Source organism: Pseudomonas sp. FBCC-B1667 (assembly GCF_059133255.1).
In genome coordinates this window covers 876705-898099 of sequence record NZ_CP101437.1, presented here as the reverse complement: position 1 = coordinate 898099, position 21395 = coordinate 876705, and the positions used below count along the sequence as shown (strand labels likewise).

At 59.2% G+C, this 21395-nt stretch carries 15 protein-coding genes; 4 read left to right on the top strand and 11 right to left on the bottom strand.

Annotated elements, in window-relative coordinates; genetic code table 11:
* Positions 1–87: 87 nt before the first annotated feature.
* The 4 genes from NL116_RS03920 to NL116_RS03905 form a co-directional block, all read right to left on the bottom strand.
* Positions 88–1866, bottom strand: a complete 1779-nt coding sequence (locus tag NL116_RS03920) for an acyl-CoA dehydrogenase C-terminal domain-containing protein (protein WP_494376099.1) — start codon at positions 1864–1866, stop codon at positions 88–90.
* A gap of 190 nt (positions 1867–2056) precedes the next feature.
* Positions 2057–3853: an acyl-CoA dehydrogenase C-terminal domain-containing protein gene (locus NL116_RS03915; RefSeq protein ID WP_494376098.1), complete on the bottom strand. Its 1797-nt coding sequence runs from the start codon at positions 3851–3853 to the stop codon at positions 2057–2059.
* A gap of 90 nt (positions 3854–3943) precedes the next feature.
* Positions 3944–5233 (bottom strand): GGDEF domain-containing protein, encoded by a 1290-nt coding sequence (locus NL116_RS03910; RefSeq protein WP_494376097.1) that lies wholly within the window; start codon positions 5231–5233, stop codon positions 3944–3946.
* A 146-nt stretch (positions 5234–5379) separates the two neighbouring features.
* Positions 5380–7521 carry a cytochrome-c peroxidase gene (locus NL116_RS03905; RefSeq protein ID WP_494376096.1) on the bottom strand — a complete coding sequence of 714 codons (2142 nt, stop codon included), beginning with the start codon at positions 7519–7521 and terminating at the stop codon, positions 5380–5382.
* Positions 7522–8648: 1127 nt separating this feature from the next.
* Here NL116_RS03905 and NL116_RS03900 point away from each other — a divergent pair.
* Positions 8649–10409 (top strand): hypothetical protein, encoded by a 1761-nt coding sequence (locus NL116_RS03900; RefSeq protein WP_494376095.1) that lies wholly within the window; start codon positions 8649–8651, stop codon positions 10407–10409.
* Positions 10410–10486: 77 nt separating this feature from the next.
* On the opposite strand, the gene NL116_RS03895 is transcribed toward NL116_RS03900, so the two are convergent.
* The 7 genes from NL116_RS03895 to bioB all read right to left on the bottom strand — a co-directional run bounded on the left by NL116_RS03895 (position 10487) and on the right by bioB (position 17584).
* Positions 10487–12292, bottom strand: coding sequence for a phenylacyl-CoA dehydrogenase (locus NL116_RS03895; RefSeq protein WP_223521018.1), 1806 nt, complete (start codon positions 12290–12292; stop codon positions 10487–10489).
* 276 nt (positions 12293–12568) lie between these two features.
* Entirely contained in the window at positions 12569–12865 is a 297-nt protein-coding gene (locus NL116_RS03890; protein WP_494376094.1) for a pyrroloquinoline quinone biosynthesis protein PqqE, read from the bottom strand.
* Between the two features lie 106 nt (positions 12866–12971).
* Positions 12972–13652: a dethiobiotin synthase gene (gene bioD / locus NL116_RS03885; RefSeq protein ID WP_494376093.1), complete on the bottom strand. Its 681-nt coding sequence runs from the start codon at positions 13650–13652 to the stop codon at positions 12972–12974.
* Positions 13649–14461 carry a malonyl-ACP O-methyltransferase BioC gene (gene bioC, locus NL116_RS03880; RefSeq protein WP_494376092.1) on the bottom strand — a complete coding sequence of 271 codons (813 nt, stop codon included), beginning with the start codon at positions 14459–14461 and terminating at the stop codon, positions 13649–13651. The genes bioD and bioC overlap by 4 nt, the downstream gene beginning before the upstream one ends.
* Complete coding sequence (locus NL116_RS03875) at positions 14454–15185, bottom strand: alpha/beta fold hydrolase (RefSeq protein WP_494376091.1); 732 nt, start codon at positions 15183–15185, stop codon at positions 14454–14456. The genes bioC and NL116_RS03875 overlap by 8 nt, the downstream gene beginning before the upstream one ends.
* A complete protein-coding gene (bioF, locus tag NL116_RS03870) occupies positions 15178–16356 on the bottom strand; it encodes an 8-amino-7-oxononanoate synthase (protein WP_494376090.1) in 1179 nt (392 codons plus the stop codon). The genes NL116_RS03875 and bioF overlap by 8 nt, the downstream gene beginning before the upstream one ends.
* Positions 16357–16528: 172 nt before the next feature.
* Entirely contained in the window at positions 16529–17584 is a 1056-nt protein-coding gene (gene bioB / locus NL116_RS03865) for a biotin synthase BioB (protein ID WP_010467114.1), read from the bottom strand.
* A gap of 92 nt (positions 17585–17676) precedes the next feature.
* Here bioB and NL116_RS03860 point away from each other — a divergent pair, with 92 nt between their 5' ends.
* From NL116_RS03860 to NL116_RS03850, 3 genes are all read left to right on the top strand, one after another.
* A complete protein-coding gene (locus NL116_RS03860) occupies positions 17677–18417 on the top strand; it encodes a ComFC family protein (protein ID WP_494376089.1) in 741 nt (246 codons plus the stop codon).
* Positions 18418–18479: 62 nt separating this feature from the next.
* The gene (locus NL116_RS03855) at positions 18480–19244 is read left to right on the top strand and encodes a TOBE domain-containing protein (RefSeq protein WP_494376088.1); all 765 of its coding nucleotides are present in this window, start codon (positions 18480–18482) and stop codon (positions 19242–19244) included.
* 57 nt (positions 19245–19301) lie between these two features.
* Complete coding sequence (locus NL116_RS03850) at positions 19302–21203, top strand: PhoX family protein (RefSeq protein WP_494376087.1); 1902 nt, start codon at positions 19302–19304, stop codon at positions 21201–21203.
* Positions 21204–21395 lie beyond the last annotated feature (192 nt).

Below are 21395 nucleotides of genomic sequence, written 5' to 3'. Positions count from 1 at the left end.
GAAGTAGATTAGCTGTGGATCCAATCTACGCCTATGGGAAAACAGCAGCACGTCATGTAAGAGAATGCTTACATGACGTCACATTTGTCAGAACTGCGCAGCCTCCAGCAAGAACAGCGATTCGCTACCGGCCTTCACCGACGCGCTCAACGAGTGAATGCGTGGCAGCAGACGGGCGAAATAGAAGCGCGCCGTGCCCAGCTTGCTGGCGTAGAAATCGTCCTGTGTTTCTTTACCCAACGCGGCTTTGGCCATCAGCGCCCACATGTAGGCGTACGCCACGTAACCGAAGGTTTGCAGGTATTCGACTGACGCCGCGCCGATTTCATTCGGGTTGTTTTTCGCGCGGTCGAGCAACCAGGCAGTCAATTCGTCGAGGGTGGTCACCGCGTCGTTCAGCGGCTTGGTGAATTCGGCCAGATCGGCGCTGGCGGTCGCGGTGAAGTGACGGATCTCATCAGCGAACAGGTTGTAGAACGCCCCGCCGGTGCCGACGATTTTGCGCCCGACCAGGTCCAGCGCCTGAATGCCGTTGGTACCTTCGTAGATCTGAGTGATGCGCACGTCGCGCACCAATTGTTCCTGGCCCCACTCACGGATGTAACCGTGGCCACCAAATACCTGCTGGCCGTGGACCGTGGTTTCCAGACCGAGGTCGGTCAGGAACGCCTTGGCCACCGGGGTCAGCAACGCCACCAGATCTTCAGCGCGCTTGCGGGTGGTCGCGTCTTCGCTGAACTTGGCGGTGTCCAGTTGCATCGCCACGTAAGTCGAGAAGGCACGGCCGCCTTCGTTCGAGGCTTTCATGGTCAGCAGCATGCGACGCACGTCCGGATGGACGATGATCGGGTCGGCGACTTTGTCTTTGTTCTGCGCACCGGTCGGCGAACGGCTTTGCAGACGATCGCGAGCGTATTCAACGGCGTTCTGGTACGAACGCTCCCCCGTGGCCAGGCCCTGGATACCAACACCCAAACGCTCGTAGTTCATCATGGTGAACATCGCCGCCAGGCCTTTGTTCGGCTCGCCGACCAGGTATCCGATGGCTTCGTCGAAGTTCATCACGCAAGTCGCGGATGCCTGAATGCCCATCTTGTGTTCAATCGAACCGCAGTTCGCCGGGTTGCGCGCGCCCAGGCTGCCATCGGCATTGACCATGAACTTCGGCACCAGGAACAGCGAAATACCTTTCGGACCGGCAGGCGCGTCCGGCAGTTTGGCCAGCACCAGGTGAATGATGTTTTCGGTCAGGTCGTGTTCGCCACCGGTGATGAAGATCTTGGTGCCGCTGACTTTGTAGGAACCGTCGGCCTGAGGTTCCGCCTTGGTGCGGATGATCCCCAGGTCAGTACCGGCGTGCGGCTCGGTCAGGCACATGGAACCGGCCCAGACGCCGGCGTACATGTTCGGCAGGTACGCGGCTTTCAGCTCTTCGCTGGCGTGGGCGTTGATCGACAGGCAGGCGCCGGCGGTCAGCATCGGGTACAGACCGAACGACAGGCTGGCGGAGTTGACCATTTCTTCGACCTGAGCCGAAACAGCCTTGGGCATGCCCATGCCGCCGTAGGTAGGATCACCGCCCACGCCAACCCAACCGCCTTCGGCGTAAGTCTGATAAGCCTGTGGGAAACCTGCCGGCGTGGTGACGGCACCGTCCGCCCAATGGCAACCTTCTTCGTCAGCGGCACGGCTCAGGGGCGCGATGCTTTTGCTGGTGACCTTGCCGGCCTCTTCGAGAATGGCTTCGACGGTTTCCGCATCGACGGTCTCGGCCAACGCGGGCAGCTCGGCCCAGAGTTTGGTGACCTCGAAAACTTCATTGAGAACGAAGCGCATATCGCGCAGCGGCGCTTTGTAGTCAGCCATGGCAAACCTCGCAAGATCTAAACAGGTGATTCATAGGAGTGGTGCATTCGTTGGGTCCGAGTGTAACCCAACAACTTTTAAGACACATAGGGTCAACCCGTGACCATTTTGCAATGATTAGTCACCGACCATCTGGTCATAAAAAAAGCCCGCAGTAACGCGAGCTTCCTTTGTTGCTCATTTTAAAAGACTAAAGCGCAAACAACTCCGCCGGTAACTTCATCAGGCAATCACTGCCCGCTTCGATGGCGGCCCGATGAGCGGCAGTGCGTGGCAGCAAACGCTTGAAGTAAAACTCATTGGTCGCGAGTTTGCCTTGGCAATAATCGGCATCATCGCCACCCGCATCGAGTTGCACCTGAGCCACCAGCGCCATACGCAGCCATAGATAGCCGAGGATGATGTAACCGCTGTACATCAAGTAATCCACCGAAGCAGCCCCGACTTCGTCGGCATTCTTCATCGCGGCCATGCCGACCTTGGTGGTCAATTCGCCCCACTGCTGATTCAGCGTGTTGAGCTGCGCCACGTAGCTGCCAAGTTGCGGGTGCTCAGCGTTCGCCGCACAGAATTTATGGACGATTTTGGTGAAGCCACGCAGCAGCTTGCCCTGACTGCCGAGCACCTTGCGCCCGAGCAAATCCAGCGCCTGGATACCGTTGGTGCCTTCGTAGATTGGCGCAATCCGGCAGTCACGGACCAACTGCTCCATGCCCCATTCACGAATGAATCCGTGCCCGCCAAACACCTGCATGCCGTGGTTGGTCACTTCCAGCCCGGTGTCGGTCATGAAGGCTTTGCAGATCGGCGTCAGGAAGGCCAGCAGGTCTTCGGCGTCCTGGCGCGCGCTTTCGTCCGGGCTCAGGTGTGCCACGTCCAGCAACTGCGCGGTGAAGTAAGTCAGTGCGCGGTTGCCTTCGTTGAAGGCTTTCATGGTGAGCAACATCCGGCGCACGTCAGGGTGGACGATGATCGGGTCAGCGGCTTTCTCCGGTGCTTTCGGCCCGGTCAGGGAGCGCATTTGCAGGCGGTCATTGGCGTACTTGATCGCGCCCTGAAAACTCGCTTCACCCAGACACAACCCCTGCATCCCGGTGCCGAGGCGCGCGTGGTTCATCATGGTGAACATGCAGTTCAGGCCTTTGTTCGGTTCCCCGATCAAGAAACCCTTGGCGCCATCGAAGTTCAGGACGCACGTCGCCGACGCCTTGATGCCCATTTTGTGTTCGATCGAACCGCAGGAAACGCCGTTGCGCTCGCCTGCCTCACCCTCGGCATCGGGCAGGAATTTAGGCACGATAAACAGCGAGATGCCGCGGGTGCCGGCCGGCGCGTCCGGTAGTTTCGCCAGCACCAGATGAATGATGTTGTCGCTCATGTCGTGCTCGCCGGCCGAGATGAAAATCTTGCTGCCGGAGATCGCGTAGCTGCCATCGGCTGAAGGCACGGCGCGAGTCTTGATGATGCCCAGGTCGGTGCCGCAATGGGCTTCGGTCAGGCACATGGTGCCGGTCCATTGGCCTGCGGTGAGTTTGCTCAGGTAAGTGTTTTTCTGTTCTTCGGTGCCATGGGCATGGATCGCCGACATCGCGCCGTGGGTCAGCCCCGGGTACATGCCCCACGAGGTGTTGCTGGAACCGACCATTTCGCTGATCACCAGCCCCAACGAACTCGGCAAGCCCTGGCCGCCGTAAGCGGGGTCTGCCGCCAGACCATGCCAACCGCCCTCGACGTATTGTGCGAAAGCCTGCTTGAAGCCTGTAGGCGTCGTCACCACGCCATTGTCGAAATGGCAGCCTTCTTCGTCACCGCTGCGATTCAGCGGGGCCAGAACGTTCTCACAAAACTTCGCGCCTTCTTCGAGGATCGCGTTGATCATGTCCGGGCTGGCCTCGGTGGCGCCCAGCGCAGCGTAGTTGCCGTGGAAGTCGAAGACGTGGTCGATCAAAAAGCGCATGTCGCGCAGGGGAGCTTTGTACTCAGGCATGGTCGGTACTCCTTCAGCAGATATTTCAAACCTACTGCCGGCCACCACGCCTCACAATCACAGTCCAGACGCTGAATGCGCCATCATCACTCAACCCGCAGCAGCGTCCATTCGCACGGCGCCACGTCGGGTCTGACCGAACGCCACCACGCAATTTCGCCCAGCGCCCTTGGCACTGTAGAGCGCTTCGTCCGCCGACTTGAGAACCTTCTCGGGGGTGCGCTGCTCAACGCGTTCGGCGACACCGATGCTGACAGTGACGGACACACTGGAAGCGCCAGGGCCCGAGCGTCGCTGACGACCTTGCTGATCATCCTGAGGCCGGTTGTCTTGGTTGCGCAGCTGAATATTGTAAGTGGCGATGGATTCGCGGATGACTTCCAGGTGCGGCATGCACTCTTCGAGCGTCTTGCCTGCGAACACCAGCGCAAATTCCTCACCGCCATAGCGATACGCCCTACCGCCACCGCCGATTTTCGACAGTTTGCTGGCCACCAGTCGCAGCACTTGGTCACCAACATCGTGACCGTGGGTGTCGTTGAATTTCTTGAAGTGATCGACGTCGCTCATGGCCAGCACGTAATTACGACCCAAGCGCTGCATGCGCTCGTTCAAGGCGCGACGACCCGGCAGGCCGGTGAGTTCGTCGCGGAAGGCCATCTGGTAGGCCTCATGGGCGACCGCCGCGGCAATCATCAGCATGACCTGACTGCACATGATGTTGAGGGTAAACGGAAGAATGAAGGTTTTCGGCAGCGCCCAGAACAACCCGAGCAACCCCACCAGTTGAGCCGCATGCAGCGGACGCGGGTGGCGCCAGTATTGCCAGGTCAGCAGCAGGAACGAAGCGATGAACACCGGATAAGACAGCTGGATCAGGCTCATCCAGGCGCCATGCAGCGCCGGCCAGCGGATTTCCGACAGCCAAATCAGCAAGGCCTGTGGATAACTTTGCTCCAGTCCTAACGCGACACTGCCGACGGCGAGCAACACCGCAAAGCGCGCCACCATGTCTTGAAACAGGTGCGTGCGTTCCTGCCAGGCCGCGAACACGCCGAACATCAGTGGCAGCAACAGGCAACACAAATGGAAAACCACGGCGGCGTCTTCGCGAACCTTGCCGTTATCGCGGTAATAGTCGGTCTGGGTGTCGAGCAAAAAATAGGCGATGTACACCGTGACCATCAGAAACAGCTCGCGCTGACGTCGGTAAACCGCGCAATACGCACCGCCGAGCAACAGCACCAACGTCGGCAGGACGTTGAACAGCGAGGTGAAGAAAACGTTCAGATCCTTGATGTAGGCAGCCGCAAGCCCCGCAAGTAAAAGCAGTAACGACGGTAGGAAATGGCTGAAACGTACAGCGGAAGAACGCGGCAAGGGTAAAGCTCCGACCGTCATGACAATAGATGGCATTGTGCCCACCTACTGTAACGGCAGAAACGTCGACTTACTGAGCCAAATGTCAGGTTTTTTTAGCGGGTGCGTGACTGACCGCCAACAGCGCGGCCAGTCGCATCAGTTCATCAGAGATCGTTGTAGAACGGCAACAGTGGCCCTTCTGTAGCCGGGCGCCCTTCCGCACCCACTGGTTTGAGTGTCATCAGCGCGTCTGCCGCTTGTCGGGTCGTGATTTTTGGACTGACGGGCTTCAACGTCACGGCATTTTCATCACCGATGTGGCCTTGTGGAATGACCAGCGACGGATGATCGAAAGGTGCCTGTTCCCACGCCACGCGCGGATCGGTCAGCCCGACTTCCATGAATTTGACCAGTGCATCCACTTCATCAGGCGTCAGGTTCAGGGCGGTCATGTCCGGATCAAGGTTGGAGGTGTTGTGCTGATTCACACTCGGATGATCGAAGCCGCTGGTGTTGTTCGCTTCCGAGCCGCGACGGTCGCCACCGCGGTTGTAGAACTCGACGACCTGCTTGAGTGTCGAGCGGCTGCCGTTGTGGAAGTACGGCCCGGTCAGCGCGATGTTGCGCAGCGTCGGGGTTTTGAAGGCGCCATCCACGGCATCGTGGAAGCCCACATTGGGTTTGAGCGTCGAGTCGCAGGGCAATCCCGCGCTCAACAGCGCTTCGAAGGTGCACACATCCACCTCCAGCGGATCGGGCACATTGATGCCCTGCAGTTGGGTGTTGTATTCACGGGTGAACGACAGCGGATTACCCCATGCGTCGGTTCCGCCGAGGGCCAGGTCTTCGGAGGTCGGACGCACACCGGTGTTGTAGAACCCGTTGTCGTACAGCGCGGTGAGGTTATCAGCCATCAGCATCCGTTCGATCCGCTCACGGGGATGGAATAGCAACCGGCTGGCGGCATTGGTCAGTTCTGCGCCGCCGTGACAACTGATGCACTTGCCTTTGCCAAGGAACAGATTCATCCCCTCGACCTGTTGCGCATTCATTGCCTGATGATTGCCTTGCAGGTAAGTATCCACGGGAGCCTGGTCGGAGATCAGGGTGGATTCGTACATCTGAATCGCCAGCCCAAAGAATAGAGGGAAGTTGGCTTCCATCTGTGTATATGGGGCGTCGCCGAGCGAAACCTGCTTTGTGGCGTTCCAAAGTCGAGGATAGAAAGCGGCTTTGATCAATTCTCTGTAGGTGGGCCGATGAGCACCGGAAACGGGGCCAAGCACCGAATCGGTGGATGAAATCCTCTGCTGCTTAAGCATCAGCGTATCGAGCATGCGCCGTCCAATATCGGCGAACGTGCGCCCGCCACAGGACATTTCAACCGGGCTCCCTGGTGGACCCACGGCCTGCGAGGCGGCAGAGGCATCGTTGAGGGCCAGCCGAACCTTGGTGGCCACCCCGCTGCGATCGCTGGTGACGAAAATCCCGGCATCGGGATCGCGATTGCCGAACGGCGAAAAGCCGTTGAACACGTTATTGGCCCGACCGTCCCAGAAGTTTCGGACGTTAAACGCAGCATTGATCACTGTCGGAGCATTGCGTCCGGTGCTGCGCCGTACATTGATGCCACCCACTTGGAAGATACCGTCCGGTTGCTGTGTGCATTTGTCGAAACGCGCTTGTTTCGGTTTGACAAAGTTAGCGTCGAACACCCCTTGGGAGCCGACCACATCGTCGGTCGAGTAGACAATCGGCGAGTTGCGATCCAGCGGATCGGCCAGCACATGAGTCGGGAAGTCGGTTTTCTTAAGCGTGTAGTTGGGGCCGCCCTTACCAGCGGACAGGGTCGCGTAGGAAGGGACGTCGCCTGGAATATCAGAGGCTGCAAAGGGCTTGTTGAAGATCGAAGAAACGTTGGTGTGGGTGCTGGCCTGGCCCGGGTTGATCTGGTTTGTGATCCGGTGATCAACGCCGGCGTGAAAGTGGCAGGACGCGCACGCCGTCGAACCATCGCTGCCGATCTCCATGTCCCAGAACAGCGCCTTGCCCAAGAGAATTGCCGCCGGGCGATTGAGCACATAGTCGGTCATCAAGTCGACTTTACGCCCGCCTTCGGTTCCCGAGGGGTCAGGCGGTATCAAGCCGCGCAGTGTTTGCAGGGAAGGTACATCCGCTGCGGGCACGACAACCTCTGGCGCTGAAGCGGCGAAAGCGCCCTCGTACGCCAGACCGAGTGCAATCAGGCCGCCCGTGATCGCGCAAGCCGTGCGGATAGTAAAAAGATAATTCAAGGGCTTCACCATGATATCTCTCTCGATTAAATACGGAGTAGCCAAGCTCCGGAGTTATCCTGTTGCGAGATGAACTCATGGCCACGAATCTTGCTGCTCGCGCACCAATCACACCAACCCGAAGTTGGCCCAGGCGAGAAGAAGCCTTACTGGCAAAGTACACTCTTGGCTCAGGTTTGATAGAAACGCTTTTTTGTCGCGCCGGTGAAAGCGCTTAACTCCACTTTAGCTGTAACAAAAAATTTCAAAAGTGGAAACGAATATTTTTTTCTGTCAGGTGTTAGTTATTTCGTGTTAATAGCACCCCCTCTCAAGTACAACTAAAACCTTCCTCAACTTTGGTGTACTTTCACCCCCACCTCTGGGTTATATCACCCAATATCATCTACACATCATCAATCACAATAATAATTGTCAATATTTACAGATACTTATATGCAAAAGCCTTCTATGAACAACCATGGCAAAGTAATTGCTACCACAGTAGCAAAGCGCGCCCGCAATTTAATATCGCGGTACGCTAAATACACTTACTTGGCACCTACATGATTAACCCCCATTCACGCGTGTACTCGTTGCACTGCGTGAGCTATGCATTGTATTTAGCACTACTACAAAAAAGCTGATGAATAACACTTCAACGTATTTTCTCTTGCAATGTTATGTTGCCCACAGCAGGTATAGACAACCCTTCTCATTCAGTACTTAAGATCAAAGTCAACAGTGAGTAAGTGCACGTTACCTTTCGCGCTCCCAAACTTGGGTATACGTCCCCCCCTATGCTGGGGGTATTAATTAGATAGTGTTATCCGCACTACCCTCCTTGGCCGCGCAGCCCGCATTCTGAGTGCTCTGACTGTTATTTGTGTCTAATTATTTCATAATAGGCACGACAACTGCTTTGTACCGCACAGGCTCAAGGAAATGTCTCTCGCGATTGCGCCCATAACCGGCCGACGCAACGCTGGTGAAAGCATCCGAACGGCAGGTGTCAACCGTACACAGGCACTTATCGCGCTGGATCGAGCCCAGATTCGACACTCACGGCTTTGCGTTTTTCTTGCGCAGGATTCAGCGCATCAGCAGATCTGCGATCTCGATTGGCCGGCAATGGGTTCTGCAAGATTCTGGAGAGAGCCATGAGCTTATCTTTGTACGAAAAAACGCTCGCCATACCGGTGCTGCCTCACAAACGACTCAACGGCATCTTCAGTCGCCATGCTCTGCTCGCCAGCGCCGTCGCTATCGCGGTGGCCATTGGTGGGGGTGGAGATGCCTTTGCCAAAAACGGTGGTGGCGGGACTGCCAAGCCCCCGGGAGTGCCCTCGCCGTTCACGACACCCACGCTGCCCGACCCGGTTTTTACAAACCCGACTGCGATTCACGGGTTTGACGTAACCGGCTTTATCCAGAACATGACGCTGGACACCTCCAATGCAAATTGTCCCAATACCAGCGACCCGAGTCGCTTTGGGGGGACCGTCCAATTGAACGGCGTCACGATTATTGTTCCTTGCAACACCGTTATACAGATGCCGGCCAACACCCTGACCTGGGCCGACTTCGTCAGGGGTGGCCCCCTGGCGCTCGGAAAATCACCGGCGGCCTATCCCTCGTTCGAAATCCATGTGGTGGGCAACAGCGTCTCCAACAAGCAAATTGCCGGGCTGATCTTTGTCTCTCAGCAATCAGTCAACGCGGGTAGCGGTTTCATCACCCGGATCGACTCCACCAACGGCAACCTAGAAGTTGACAGCGGAAACCCGACGCAACCCACGATTATTCAGATCAACGATCCGAGTGGACGTTTTGGTCGAGCACAAAGCCCCGATTCGCGCTTCTCCGTGGATGATGCCAACCCGACCATCCATGCCGCCACCGGCTACCCGATGTGCGTGCCACGCACGATTTCCGGGGACGATGCACTCTGCCCAGAGAAAAACCGGCCAAAAGTGGTCACCCCGACCACGACCAACAACTGCCGCAATTTCAGCCAGGCTGGTGTCACGCCTCCGGCCAGTGGGGAGCTCTCGGCTCCAGCGGTGGGGCAGGTCTATTGCAGTCAGTACGTCATGAAGAGATTCAGCGATGCTAGCCGCACGGCGACTGACCCCGACCCTATGCAACAGGCCCCCTTCGAAGTCGGCGATTTCATCAGTTGGTCCGGTACTCTGTTCAAGTCCACAACAACGGGTGCCCCGGACTTCATCTCTGCACACACGATCGAGGCAAATGTCGGGATCTACACTCAGCCTGGTTCGCAACCCAGCTACCTGGCTATCGGGGAATTTGGCATCGGTACAGCCGATCCGGCCGCAACGGCCATCAATGGAGTAGCCCAAGAGACGCAGGACCGGATTTTCCTTGAAGCCTCGACCACCGACATCAAGACCCCGGTCGACATTTATCTGATAGATGTCAATCCATCGACAGGTGTGCAAACCAACCGCTGGGTTACCCCCTATGAGATGACGGGTGAATGCAACCCTTCACTGGGCCTTGCGACCAGTTGCCTGGGTGCCTCGGGAGGTATTACCACACAGAACACAGGTCCTCAGCCACAACGCGCCAGATTACGTGCGACCAAAGCTCCTGCCGGACTTCTTAGCCAGCCCACACGTACCTTGCGCGTCGTTGCGCGGTCACTTTGCGTTCCACAGCAGAGCTTATCCCAGACCGCCGTGGACGGTTGCCTCCAAAATGCGGGCAGGCTGACCGTCGCCAACGGACTGATTGCCGGACAGTATGTGGCGCCGGTGTTTGAGTTCATCTTTCCGGAAGGCGTAAAGCCTGGCGATCCTGTAGTGCCTAACGACTTCTGGCATCTGCCGTTCATACGTAACGGCGAAGGCGTGAGCACCCCGACTGGCGTCGGCCCGCTGGACCCGACGCCATGGTGATCAATGCTTGATCTCAGCGCAAAAAAAACCGCCGCTCCCTAAGGAGCGGCGGTTTTTTAAAGACGCTTCGTTAAGGCTTAGTAACCCAGGTCGAAGTTCTCTTCTTTCATGTCCATCAGGTTGTTGGCACCGGACAGCATGGTTGCAACGTGAGTGCGGGTACGCGGCAGGATACGCTGGAAGTAGAATCGCGCAGTCTGCAGCTTGGCGGTGTAGAACGCCTCTTCGGAAGTGCCGGCAGCCAGTTTCTCGGCAGCCAGGCGCGCCATGTCAGCCCAGAAATAGGCCAGGCAGGCGTAACCGGAGTACATCAGGTAGTCCACGGAGGCCGCGCCGACTTCTTCGCGATCCTTCATGGCCGCCATACCGACCTTCATCGTCAGCTCGCCCCATTCCTTGTTCAGTGCAGCCAACGGTGCGACGAACTCTTGAACGGCTTCGTTGCCTTCGTTGGTCTGGCAGAACTTGTGGACGATCTTGGTGAAGCCTTTCAGGGCCTCGCCTTGGGTCATCAGCACTTTACGGCCCAGCAGGTCGAGTGCCTGGATACCGGTGGTGCCTTCGTACAGCATCGAAATGCGGCTGTCGCGAACGTTCTGCTCCATGCCCCACTCGGCGATAAAACCGTGACCGCCGTAGATTTGCACGCCGTGGTTGGCGGATTCGAAGCCGACTTCAGTCATAAAGGCTTTGGCGATTGGCGTCATGAACGCCAACAGTGCGTCGGCTTTCTTTTTCTCTTCTTCGTCCACGCCGTATTTGACGATGTCGACTTGTTTGGCAGTGAAGTACACCATCGCGCGGTTGCCTTCGGCGAAAGCCTTCATGGTCAACAGCATGCGGCGTACATCAGGGTGCACGATGATCGGGTCAGCGGCTTTTTCCGGCGCTTTCGGGCCAGTCAGGGAGCGCATCTGCAGACGATCGCGAGCGTATTTCAGGCCGCCCTGGAAGCCGATCTCGGCGTGAGCCAGACCTTGCAGCGCGGTGCCCAGGCGTGCGGTGTTCATGAAGGTGAACATGCAGTTCAGGCCTTTGTTCGCCGGGCCGATCAGGAAACCGGTGGCCGCGTCGAAGTTCATCACGCAGGTCGCGTTGCCGTGGATGCCCATCTTGTGTTCCAGGGAACCACAGCTCACCGCGTTACGAGCGCCGATCGAACCGTCTGCATTCGGCATGAATTTCGGCACGATGAACAGCGAAATGCCTTTGGTGCCAGCCGGTGCATCCGGCAGGCGGGCCAGTACGATGTGGACGATGTTGTCGGCCATGTCGTGTTCACCGGCCGAGATGAAGATCTTGGTGCCGGAGACTTTGTAGGAACCGTCGGCCTGAGGTTCAGCCTTGGTGCGCAGCATGCCCAGATCGGTGCCGCAGTGCGGTTCGGTCAGGCACATGGTGCCGGTCCATTCCCCGGAAACCAGTTTGGTCAGGTAAGCCTCTTGCTGCTCAGGCGTGCCGTGCTCGGAAATGGTGTTCATCGCGCCATGCGACAGGCCTGGGTACATGCCCCACGACCAGTTGGCCTCGCCAACCATTTCGCTGACAGCCAGACCCAGAGACTCCGGCAGGCCTTGGCCACCGTGCTCTGCGTCGTGCGCAAGGCTAGGCCAGCCGCCTTCAACGAATTGTTTGTAAGCTTCTTTGAAGCCCGTCGGGGTTTTAACGCCGGACTCGCTCCAGGTGCAGCCTTCGGTGTCGCCCACGCGGTTCAGCGGAGCCAGTACCTGCTCACAAAACTTGGCGCCTTCCTCAAGAATGGCGTCAACCATGTCCGGAGTTGCGTCCGCACAAGCCGGAAGGCTCTGATAGTGCGCTTCGTAGCCGAGCAGTTCGTCACGAACGAAGCGAATATCACGCAAGGGGGCCTTGTAGTCAGGCATAGCGATAAACCTCTGCTGATGTAACCGGGAATGAACGACCGCGTGGATTTGTTGTGGCGGTCAAACAGTTGTTTGAAACATACGTTTACGCCCAAATCTTGTCAAGCGTCGATCTTTAGCCGTTTGTCATCCCGTCAGCGATCCGTCGGACACGCAGCGGCAGACCCGATGCGCAAGCAAAGGTGTCGTGTAGAAAAGATTAGTTGAGGGAGAAGGACTTACGCAGAAAAACGCCGCGAAAAGTCGCGGCGTTCAAGAAGCAGATTCAGCGAGGGATCAGGCGAATGTATCGATCAACGTACCAAGCACTTCGTCCGAAGCCTTGGCGACTTTAGCGCCCGCTTCCACCTGAAATTTGCCCTGAGACATCTCGATCACATTGCTGGTCAGCTCGGATCGCTGACTGCGATCAACCGAACGCAGGCGATCCACCTGAGTCTCCGAGGACTGGCTGGTCACTGACCGTTCGATGGTATTGCTGGCGATTTGTCCGGCCGCTTGATCGACGCGGTTTTGCCCGGTCTGAAGAGTGCTCAGACCCGCATAAAAAGCAGTATTACCTGAAATCTGCATGGGCGAACTCGTCCGGCAAGGGGATCAATAGCGGCATTGAAACAGACGTGATAGCAAAAGGCCCGACAAAAACACTAATGGCACAGTGCCTTGTGATAGTTAAAACCTAGTCCAGCAAATCCAGTTGTAGATACTCCGCCACCGATACAGCGGTGACCGATTTGAGTTTGGGCACCCGCCCAAGGCAGGGCGCGGGAATACGCTCGGCGAGTGTCGCGAGGTTCTCCTCCAGCCGCGAGGTTTTGGGGTCAATGATATTGGCCACCCAACCCGCCAGCTGCAATCCATCCTGGGCAATCGCCTCGGCCGTCAGCAGCGCATGATTGATGCAACCCAGGCGTACACCGACCACCAGAATGACCGGCAAACCCAGCGCCATCGCCAGATCAGACAGATTGGCCTGATCCGCCAACGGCACACGCCAGCCACCCGCCCCTTCAATCAAGGTGAAATCCGCCTGCATGTCGAGAATCTCGCGCATGGGCGTCAGCAGCGATTGCACTGTCAACGCCACACCCGCTTCGCGCGCGGCCAGGTGGGGCGCGATGGCCGGCTCGAACGCCACCGGGTTGACCTGTGCATACGTCAACGGCAAGGAGCACTCGGCCAACAGCGCCAGCGCATCGGCGTTACGCAATCCCTTGGGCGTGACGTCGCAGCCGGAGGCGACCGGCTTGCCAGCCGCCGTACTCAAGCCTGCTGAACGCGCGGCATACAGTAATCCGGCGGCAACGGTAGTCTTGCCGACGTCAGTGTCCGTACCGGTGATGAAATAGGCTGCGCTCATAACGGTTTCTCCAACACGGCGTAGACCACCTGGTAAGTCGCCGGCAAACCTTCGGCCTGACGAAACTGCTCATACGCCTCGATCAAACCGAGGATCCGCGCCCGGCCAGTCAAACCACCCGGCCGCCCAGGGTTCAAGTTGTGGGCACCCAATGCCTTGAGTTCATGGGTCAGGCTGCGCACATCCGGGTAATGCAATACATGAGGACGCGTTTGCAGGCTGACGGTTTTCAAGCCGCTGGCCGCACACAGTTGCTGATAAACACTCAACTCGCGGAACCGATTGACGTGGACCATGCCATCGACCTGGCGCCAACTGTCGCGCAGCTCAAACAACGTCCCTACACAAAGACTAGCAAACGCGAAAATCCCGCCCGGCTTCAACACACGCTGCGCTTCGCTCAACACCGAGCCGAAGTCCGCGCACCATTGCACGGCAAGGCTGGAGAAGATCAGGTCGCAGGTCGAATCCTGCAGCGGCAAGCGCTCTGCATCACCTACGATGAAATGGGAAGCGCCCCCCAACGGCCGGGCGTGATTGAGCATGCCTTCGGCGATATCGAGCGCGACGCCGTGACCGGCCGGAAAACGCTCACCCAGCGCACGACTGAAATACCCGGTGCCGCAGCCCAGGTCCAGCCATCGCCCCGGGGCAAAATCCGCGGGTAAGCGACTCGACAACTGGCTGCCAACATCACGCTGCAATTCAGCCACGCTGTCATAACTCGCCGCGGCACGGGAAAAAGAAGCCGCCACCTGGCGCTTGTCGGGCAAACCGCCGGACAGGTTGTGAAGCGATAAATCAGTCATCACCGGACTCATGCAAAAAGGCCTGAATCGCCCCCGCCACACCGTGGGGGTCTTCCAGAAGAAACGCGTGGCCGGCCTGTTCAATCAGACCGATTTCGACATCCGGCAGCAGTGCCAGCAAATCCCCGGCCGCTTCGGCGGGGACCAGGCCGTCGAGGCCGGCGAACACATGCAGTTGCGGACCGCGGAACGCCTGTAACGCCTGACGGGTATCCAGTTGTGCGAGGACTTCCAGACCACTCATCAATATCAATGCAGAAGCGTTTGGCGCGCCACCGAGCAACAACCGCGACAGGCCGCGCGGATCCTCGGCGCCTTGTGCGCACAGCAACGAAAAGCGTTTCAACGTCATGCGCGGATCAGCTTTGCAGCCAGCGAGGAACGCATCGAACGTCTCGCCAGGCATCGCGCTCGACCATTGATCATGGGCGACAAACGAAGGATTGCTCGCCAGGGTCAGCAAGCCACAGCAACGATCACCGCGACGTGCCGCCAACTCGGCTGCCAGCATGCCGCCCAAGGACCAGCCGCCGAGCCAGGCATCCTGCGGCACGGTCGAATCGAGTTCATCGAGCCATTCATCAAGATCGCTGGATTCCAGTTCCGGCAGCGGCTCGATCTCGACACGCAGGTGTTCATCCAGCCCCTGCAAGGCCGCCGCCAACGGTTCCAGCGGCGAAATACCGAGGCCCCAACCGGGCAACAGAATCAATCGATCACGCATGGCTTGGCTCCGGTTTCAGTTGGGCAAAACAATCGGCCAGTCCATTTAACAATAGTTGCACCTGGGCCTCGCTATGGCCGGCGGTCAGGGTTACTCGCAGGCGAGCGCTGCCGGCCGGCACGGTGGGCGGACGGATCGCCGTCACCATCAAGCCGCGCTCACGCAACATTTGCGACAGTCGAACCGCACGCCCGGCATCGCCGATCATGATCGGTTGAATCGGCGTGAAGCTGTCCATCAGTTCCAGGCCGATTTGCTTGGCGCCTTGGCGGAACTGGCGGATCAACGTTTTCAGATGCTCGCGTCGCCAGTGTTCGGTGCGCAGCAGCTCGAGGCTTTTCAGCGTCGCGCAGGCCAGCGCCGGCGGTTGGCTGGTGGTGTAGATGTAAGGACGGGCGAACTGGATCAGGCTTTCGATCAACTCTTCGCTGCCCGCGACAAAAGCCCCGGCGGTACCGAACGCCTTGCCCAGCGTACCGACCAACACCGGCACGTCTTCCTGACTCAGGCCGAAATGCTCGACGATCCCGCCGCCATGGGCGCCCAGCGGGCCAAACCCGTGAGCGTCGTCCACCATCAGCCAGGCACCTTTGGCCTTGGCTTCGCGGGCCAGCGCTGGCAAGTCGGCAATGTCGCCGTCCATGCTGAACACGCCATCGGTGACCACCAGCGTATTACCGGTGGCTTTCTCCAGACGTTTGCCCAGGCTGACCGCGTCGTTGTGCAGGTAGCGGTTGAAGCGCGCTCCCGACAGCAAACCGGCATCCAGTAACGAAGCATGATTGAGCCGGTCTTCGAGCACCGTATCGCCCTGCCCGACCAGCGCCGTGACGGCGCCGAGATTGGCCATGTAACCGGTGGTGAACAACAACGCACGCGGGCGACCAGTCAGATCGGCCAAGGCTTCTTCCAACTCGTGATGCGGTGTGCTGTGGCCGATGACCAAGTGCGACGCCCCGCCGCCCACGCCCCAGCGAGCAGCGCCGGCACGCCAGGCTTCGATCACTTGCGGGTGATTGGCCAGGCCCAGGTAGTCGTTGTTACAGAATGCAAGCAACGGCTGGCCATCGACCACCACTTCCGGGCCTTGAGGGCTGTCGAGCAATGGGCGCTGACGGTAGAGGTTGTCGGCACGACGGGCAGCAAGGCGTGCGGCGAGATCGAAAGACATGCAGGCCTCGGGCGGTCAGATCACATAAATCAATGAATGCGGTCCCTGTGGGAGCGAGCTTGCTCGCGATTGCGGTGCCGCATTCAACATTGATGTCGATTGACCTGGCGCCATCGCGAGCAAGCTCGCTCCCACAGTGTCTTGCATTCCTTCAGCGGAATCGGTGGAGGCGTCAAACAGCAGCGTTATAGAACTGCTCGCTGCTCTTCTGCTCAACCAGTGCCTGTTCAATGGCGGCTTGATGCACCTCGTCCGCGTGCTCTTCGCGAGCTTCCGGCAGGATCCCCAGGCGCGAGAACAGTTGCATGTCCTTGTCAGCCTGCGGATTGGCGGTGGTCAGCAGCTTTTCGCCATAGAAAATCGAGTTCGCGCCAGCGAAGAACGCCAGGGCCTGCATCTGCTCGTTCATTGCTTCACGGCCGGCAGACAGGCGCACGTGGGATTGCGGCATCAGGATCCGCGCAACGGCGAGCATGCGGATGAAGTCGAACGGGTCGATGTCTTCGGCATTTTCCAGCGGTGTTCCGGCAACTTTCACCAGCATGTTGATGGGTACCGACTCCGGATGCTCCGGCAGGTTGGCCAGCTGGATCAGCAGGTTGGCGCGGTCATCGAGGGACTCGCCCATGCCGAGAATACCGCCAGAGCAGATCTTCATCCCCGATTCACGCACGTAGGCCAGGGTTTGCAGACGCTCGCTGTAGGTGCGGGTAGTGATGATGCTGCCGTAGAACTCAGGCGACGTATCGAGGTTGTGGTTGTAGTAGTCGAGGCCGGCGTCGGCCAGTGCTACGGTCTGGTCCTGATCGAGACGGCCGAGGGTCATGCAGGTTTCCAGGCCCATGGCCTTCACGCCTTTGACCATTTCCAGCACGTACGGCATGTCTTTGGCCGAAGGGTGTTTCCACGCCGCGCCCATGCAGAAACGGGTCGAACCGATGGCCTTGGCGCGAGCGGCCTCTTCGAGGACCTTTTGCACTTCCATCAGCTTTTCTTTTTCGAGACCGGTGTTGTAGTGACCGGACTGCGGGCAATATTTGCAGTCTTCCGGGCAGGCGCCGGTCTTGATCGAGAGCAGCGTGGAAACCTGTACGCGATTGGCGTCGAAATGCGCGCGGTGCACCGTCTGTGCCTGGAACAACAGGTCGTTGAATGGCTGAACGAAGAGTGCTTTGACTTCGGCCAAAGACCAGTCATGACGCAGGGTTGCAGAGGTGCTGGCGCTCATGGGCGTTTCCTTTGTTTTATGCTTGGCAAGCGGCTGGGAAATGGAATACCCACAGCCGCGACACGGATGTTCGGCATATTTAAGGAAGACTCATGCGCTGTCAACCACGATACGTAGGACCGGTTTACATCTGGTTAAATAACAACCAACCATGTTTGCTCTGTGCAGAAACGGCCGATGGGCAGACCCCTCTCTGCATGGCTTGCGAAACGGAGTTGCCCTGGCTTGGCGATCACTGCCAGACCTGCGCCCTGCCCTTGCCCGGCACGGGCTTGACCTGCGGCCAGTGCCTGAAACATCCGCCCGCCTTCGAGCGAGTCGCCGCGCCGTGGTCGTACAGCTTTCCGCTGGACACACTGATCACTCGCTTCAAGCACTCGGCAAAGTGGCCGTTTGGCCGCCTGCTCGCCGACCTTCTCGCGCAATACCTGCAACATCGCTTCGATGAAGACCTGAATCGGCCCGACGCGCTGGTCCCGGTGCCACTGGCTGCCAAACGACTGCGCCAACGGGGTTTCAATCAAGCCGCGATGCTCGCCCGCTGGCTCGGCGCCGACCTGGACATTCCTTGCGACGAAACGCTGCTGCTGAGGATTCAAGACACCCGCGCGCAGCAGGATTTGAATGCCGAGGCACGCAAAAAAAACCTGCGCAACGCCTTCGCCCTGACACTCGACGCCCGGATCAAGGGCCGCCACTTGGCATTGGTTGACGACGTGCTGACCACCGGCGCCACAGCGCAAGCCCTCGCCCGGCTGCTGATGGACGCAGGGGCTGCGCGGGTTGACGTCTACTGCCTGGCCCGCACACCCAAGCCAGGTGACGCGGCCTGACTTGACTCCCGCAGCCCAAGCGGCCAACGTCCTCTTAATCGTCACAGCCAAAGCGCCTCGCCATGTCCTTGCCTACGTTGTTGTCCCAGCACATTGTCCGTCGCCCGCAGCGCATTGCGTTGCTGCAACACATCGCCGAACAAGGCTCGATCACCCGCGCCGCGAAAAGCGCCGGCCTGAGCTACAAGGCGGCGTGGGACGCCATCGACGAGCTGAACAACCTGGCGCAGAAGCCGTTGGTGGAACGTAGCGTCGGCGGCAAGGGCGGCGGTGGCGCCAAGCTCTCCAGCGAAGGCCTGCGCGTATTACGCCTGTATCAAAAGCTGCAAGCCCTCCAGGCCCAAGTGCTGGAGGCGGCCGAAGATGCCAGCGACCTGGGCCTGCTTGGCCGCCTGATGCTCAGGACCAGCGCGCGCAATCAACTGCACGGCAAGGTTGTCGAGATCGAAGCTCAGGGACGCAACGACCGGATCCGCCTCGAACTGGCCGAAGGGTTGAATATTGATGCACAGATCACCCGCGACAGCACCCTGCGCCTGGAACTGGAAACCGGCACCGAAGTGGTCGCCCTGATCAAGGCCGGTTGGCTGGACGTGCTGGAGATCGAGCACCACGCAACACCCGGCAACAATTGCCTCATCGGCATTATCGAAGAAATTCTCGACGCCGAAGACGGCCCCAGCGAAGTGCGAATCAGCCTGCCCAATGGCCAGACGCTGTGCGCCTTGGCCGAGCCACTGCACTTGCGAACCCACCGGCTGACCGCTGACAAACCGGTGCTGGTGCAGTTTTCGCCCTCCAACGTCCTGTTGGGCACTCCGCTCTGAAACAAAAGCGTCATGTCCGCTCACTAAGGTGGCTGCAAAAACCGCAGGGAGCCTGATGTGAGCCTATTAGAAGAAAACCAGTCCACCGACCTCGAAAAAATGGTCGGCCTCAGCCGCCGCGGTTTCATCAGCGCCGGCGCCCTTTGCGGTGCCGCCATGTTCCTCGGGGGCAACCTGCTGAGCCGCAGCGTCATGGCCGCGAGTGTCAGCGCCGGCAACAGCACGCTGCTGGGTTTTGCCAGCATCCCCGCCGCCACCAGCGACACCATTACCTTGCCGGCCGGCTACAAGTCCTCGGTACTGATCAGTTGGGGCCAGCCTCTGCAAAAGAACGGTCCAGCCTTCGACCCGAGCGGTAACGGCACGGCCGAGCATCAGGAAGCCCAGTTCGGTGACAACAACGACGGCATGAGCCTGTTCGGGTTTCCCGGTGAAAAAGACCGGGCGCTGATGGCGATCAACAACGAATACACCAACTATCGCTACCTCTACGCGCATGGCGGCATGCCGCAGTCGGCCGAGGAAGTGCGCAAGGCGCTGGCCTGCGAAGGCGTGTCGGTGATCGAAGTGCAACGCAAGAACGGCCAATGGCAATTCGTCCAGGGCTCGCGCTACAACCGTCGTATCCACGGCAACACGCCGATCAGCCTGAGCGGCCCGGCCGCCGGCCACGAACTGCTGAAAACCAGCAGCGACCCACACGGCATGAACGTCCTCGGCACTTTCCAGAACTGCGCCAACGGCAAGACGCCGTGGGGCACGTACCTGACTTGCGAAGAGAACTTCACCGACTGTTTCGGCAGCAGCCATGCCGAGCAAAAATTCGACGCTGCACAAAAACGCTATGGCGCAGTGGCGGCCAGTAAAGAAATCAACTGGCACCAGCACGACGAGCGTTTCGACCTGGCGAAGAACCCGAACGAACTCAACCGTCACGGCTGGGTGGTGGAGATCGATCCGTTCGATCCGCACTCAACCCCGGTCAAGCGCACGGCCCTGGGCCGCTTCAAACATGAAAACGCCGCACTGGCAGAAACCCATGACGGCCACGCCGTGGTGTACATGGGTGACGATGAGCGCGGCGAATTCATCTACAAGTTCGTCAGCCGCGACAAGATCAACCACAAAAACCTCAAGGCCAACCGCGACCTGCTCGACCACGGCACCTTGTACGTGGCGCGCTTCGACGCCGGTGACGGCAATGCCGATCACCCGAAAGGCAAAGGTGAGTGGGTCGAACTGACCCACGGCAAAAACGGCATCGACGCCAGCAGCGGCTTTGCCGATCAGGCCGAAGTGCTGATCCACGCCCGCCTCGCCGCCAGCGTGGTGAAAGCCACGCGCATGGACCGCCCGGAATGGATCGTGGTCAGCCCCAAGGATGGCCAGGTCTATTGCACCCTGACCAACAACGCCAAGCGCGGCGAGGATGGCCAACCGGTCGGCGGGCCAAACCCGCGCGAGAAGAATGTCTACGGGCAGATCCTGCGCTGGCGCACCGACCGCGATGATCACGCCGCGAAAAGCTTTGCCTGGGACCTGTTTGTGGTCGCCGGCAACCCGGATGTTCACGCCGGCTCGCCAAAGGGCGGTTCGTCGAACATCACGCCGCAGAACATGTTCAACAGCCCGGATGGCTTGGGTTTCGACAAAGCCGGGCGGCTGTGGATTCTCACCGATGGTGATTCGAGCAATACCGGTGATTTCGCGGGGATGGGCAACAACCAGATGCTGTGTGCCGACCCAGTGACGGGGGAGATCCGCAGATTCATGGTCGGGCCAGTGGGCTGCGAGGTGACGGGGATCAGCTTCTCGCCGGACCAGAAGACCTTGTTTGTCGGGATTCAGCATCCGGGGGAAAACGGCGGATCGACGTTCCCTGAGCATCTGCCGAATGGCAAACCGCGGTCTTCGGTGATGGCGATTTCCCGCGAGGATGGCGGGATCGTCGGCGCCTGATTGGGCCTCTTCGCGGGCAAGCCCGCTCCCACAGTGACCTCCTGTGTGCGACAAATAGTGTGCACAACCAGAATCCATGTGGGAGCGGGCTTGCCCGCGAAGGCGTCGGTGCGAACAACACTTACCTCAAGCCCAACCCCTAAAGAAGCCCCGTCTGCGCTACCATGCTTGGCCGGACGCGGCAGCCTGCTG

What these genes read in the sequence shown, in the direction of transcription:
- NL116_RS03900 (WP_494376095.1), top strand. Translation starts at nt 8,649, where the DNA reads ATGAGCTTATCTTTGTACGAAAAAACGCTCGCCATACCGGTGCTGCCT.
- bioB (WP_010467114.1), bottom strand. Translation starts at nt 17,584, where the DNA reads ATGAGCGCCAGCACCTCTGCAACCCTGCGTCATGACTGGTCTTTGGCC.
- NL116_RS03895 (WP_223521018.1), bottom strand. Translation starts at nt 12,292, where the DNA reads ATGCCTGACTACAAGGCCCCCTTGCGTGATATTCGCTTCGTTCGTGAC.
- NL116_RS03855 (WP_494376088.1), top strand. Translation starts at nt 18,480, where the DNA reads ATGTCCTTGCCTACGTTGTTGTCCCAGCACATTGTCCGTCGCCCGCAG.
- bioC (WP_494376092.1), bottom strand. Translation starts at nt 14,461, where the DNA reads ATGACTGATTTATCGCTTCACAACCTGTCCGGCGGTTTGCCCGACAAG.
- NL116_RS03905 (WP_494376096.1), bottom strand. Translation starts at nt 7,521, where the DNA reads ATGGTGAAGCCCTTGAATTATCTTTTTACTATCCGCACGGCTTGCGCG.
- NL116_RS03875 (WP_494376091.1), bottom strand. Translation starts at nt 15,185, where the DNA reads ATGCGTGATCGATTGATTCTGTTGCCCGGTTGGGGCCTCGGTATTTCG.
- NL116_RS03860 (WP_494376089.1), top strand. Translation starts at nt 17,677, where the DNA reads ATGCGCTGTCAACCACGATACGTAGGACCGGTTTACATCTGGTTAAAT.
- NL116_RS03915 (WP_494376098.1), bottom strand. Translation starts at nt 3,853, where the DNA reads ATGCCTGAGTACAAAGCTCCCCTGCGCGACATGCGCTTTTTGATCGAC.
- NL116_RS03920 (WP_494376099.1), bottom strand. Translation starts at nt 1,866, where the DNA reads ATGGCTGACTACAAAGCGCCGCTGCGCGATATGCGCTTCGTTCTCAAT.
- NL116_RS03890 (WP_494376094.1), bottom strand. Translation starts at nt 12,865, where the DNA reads ATGCAGATTTCAGGTAATACTGCTTTTTATGCGGGTCTGAGCACTCTT.
- bioF (WP_494376090.1), bottom strand. Translation starts at nt 16,356, where the DNA reads ATGTCTTTCGATCTCGCCGCACGCCTTGCTGCCCGTCGTGCCGACAAC.
- bioD (WP_494376093.1), bottom strand. Translation starts at nt 13,652, where the DNA reads ATGAGCGCAGCCTATTTCATCACCGGTACGGACACTGACGTCGGCAAG.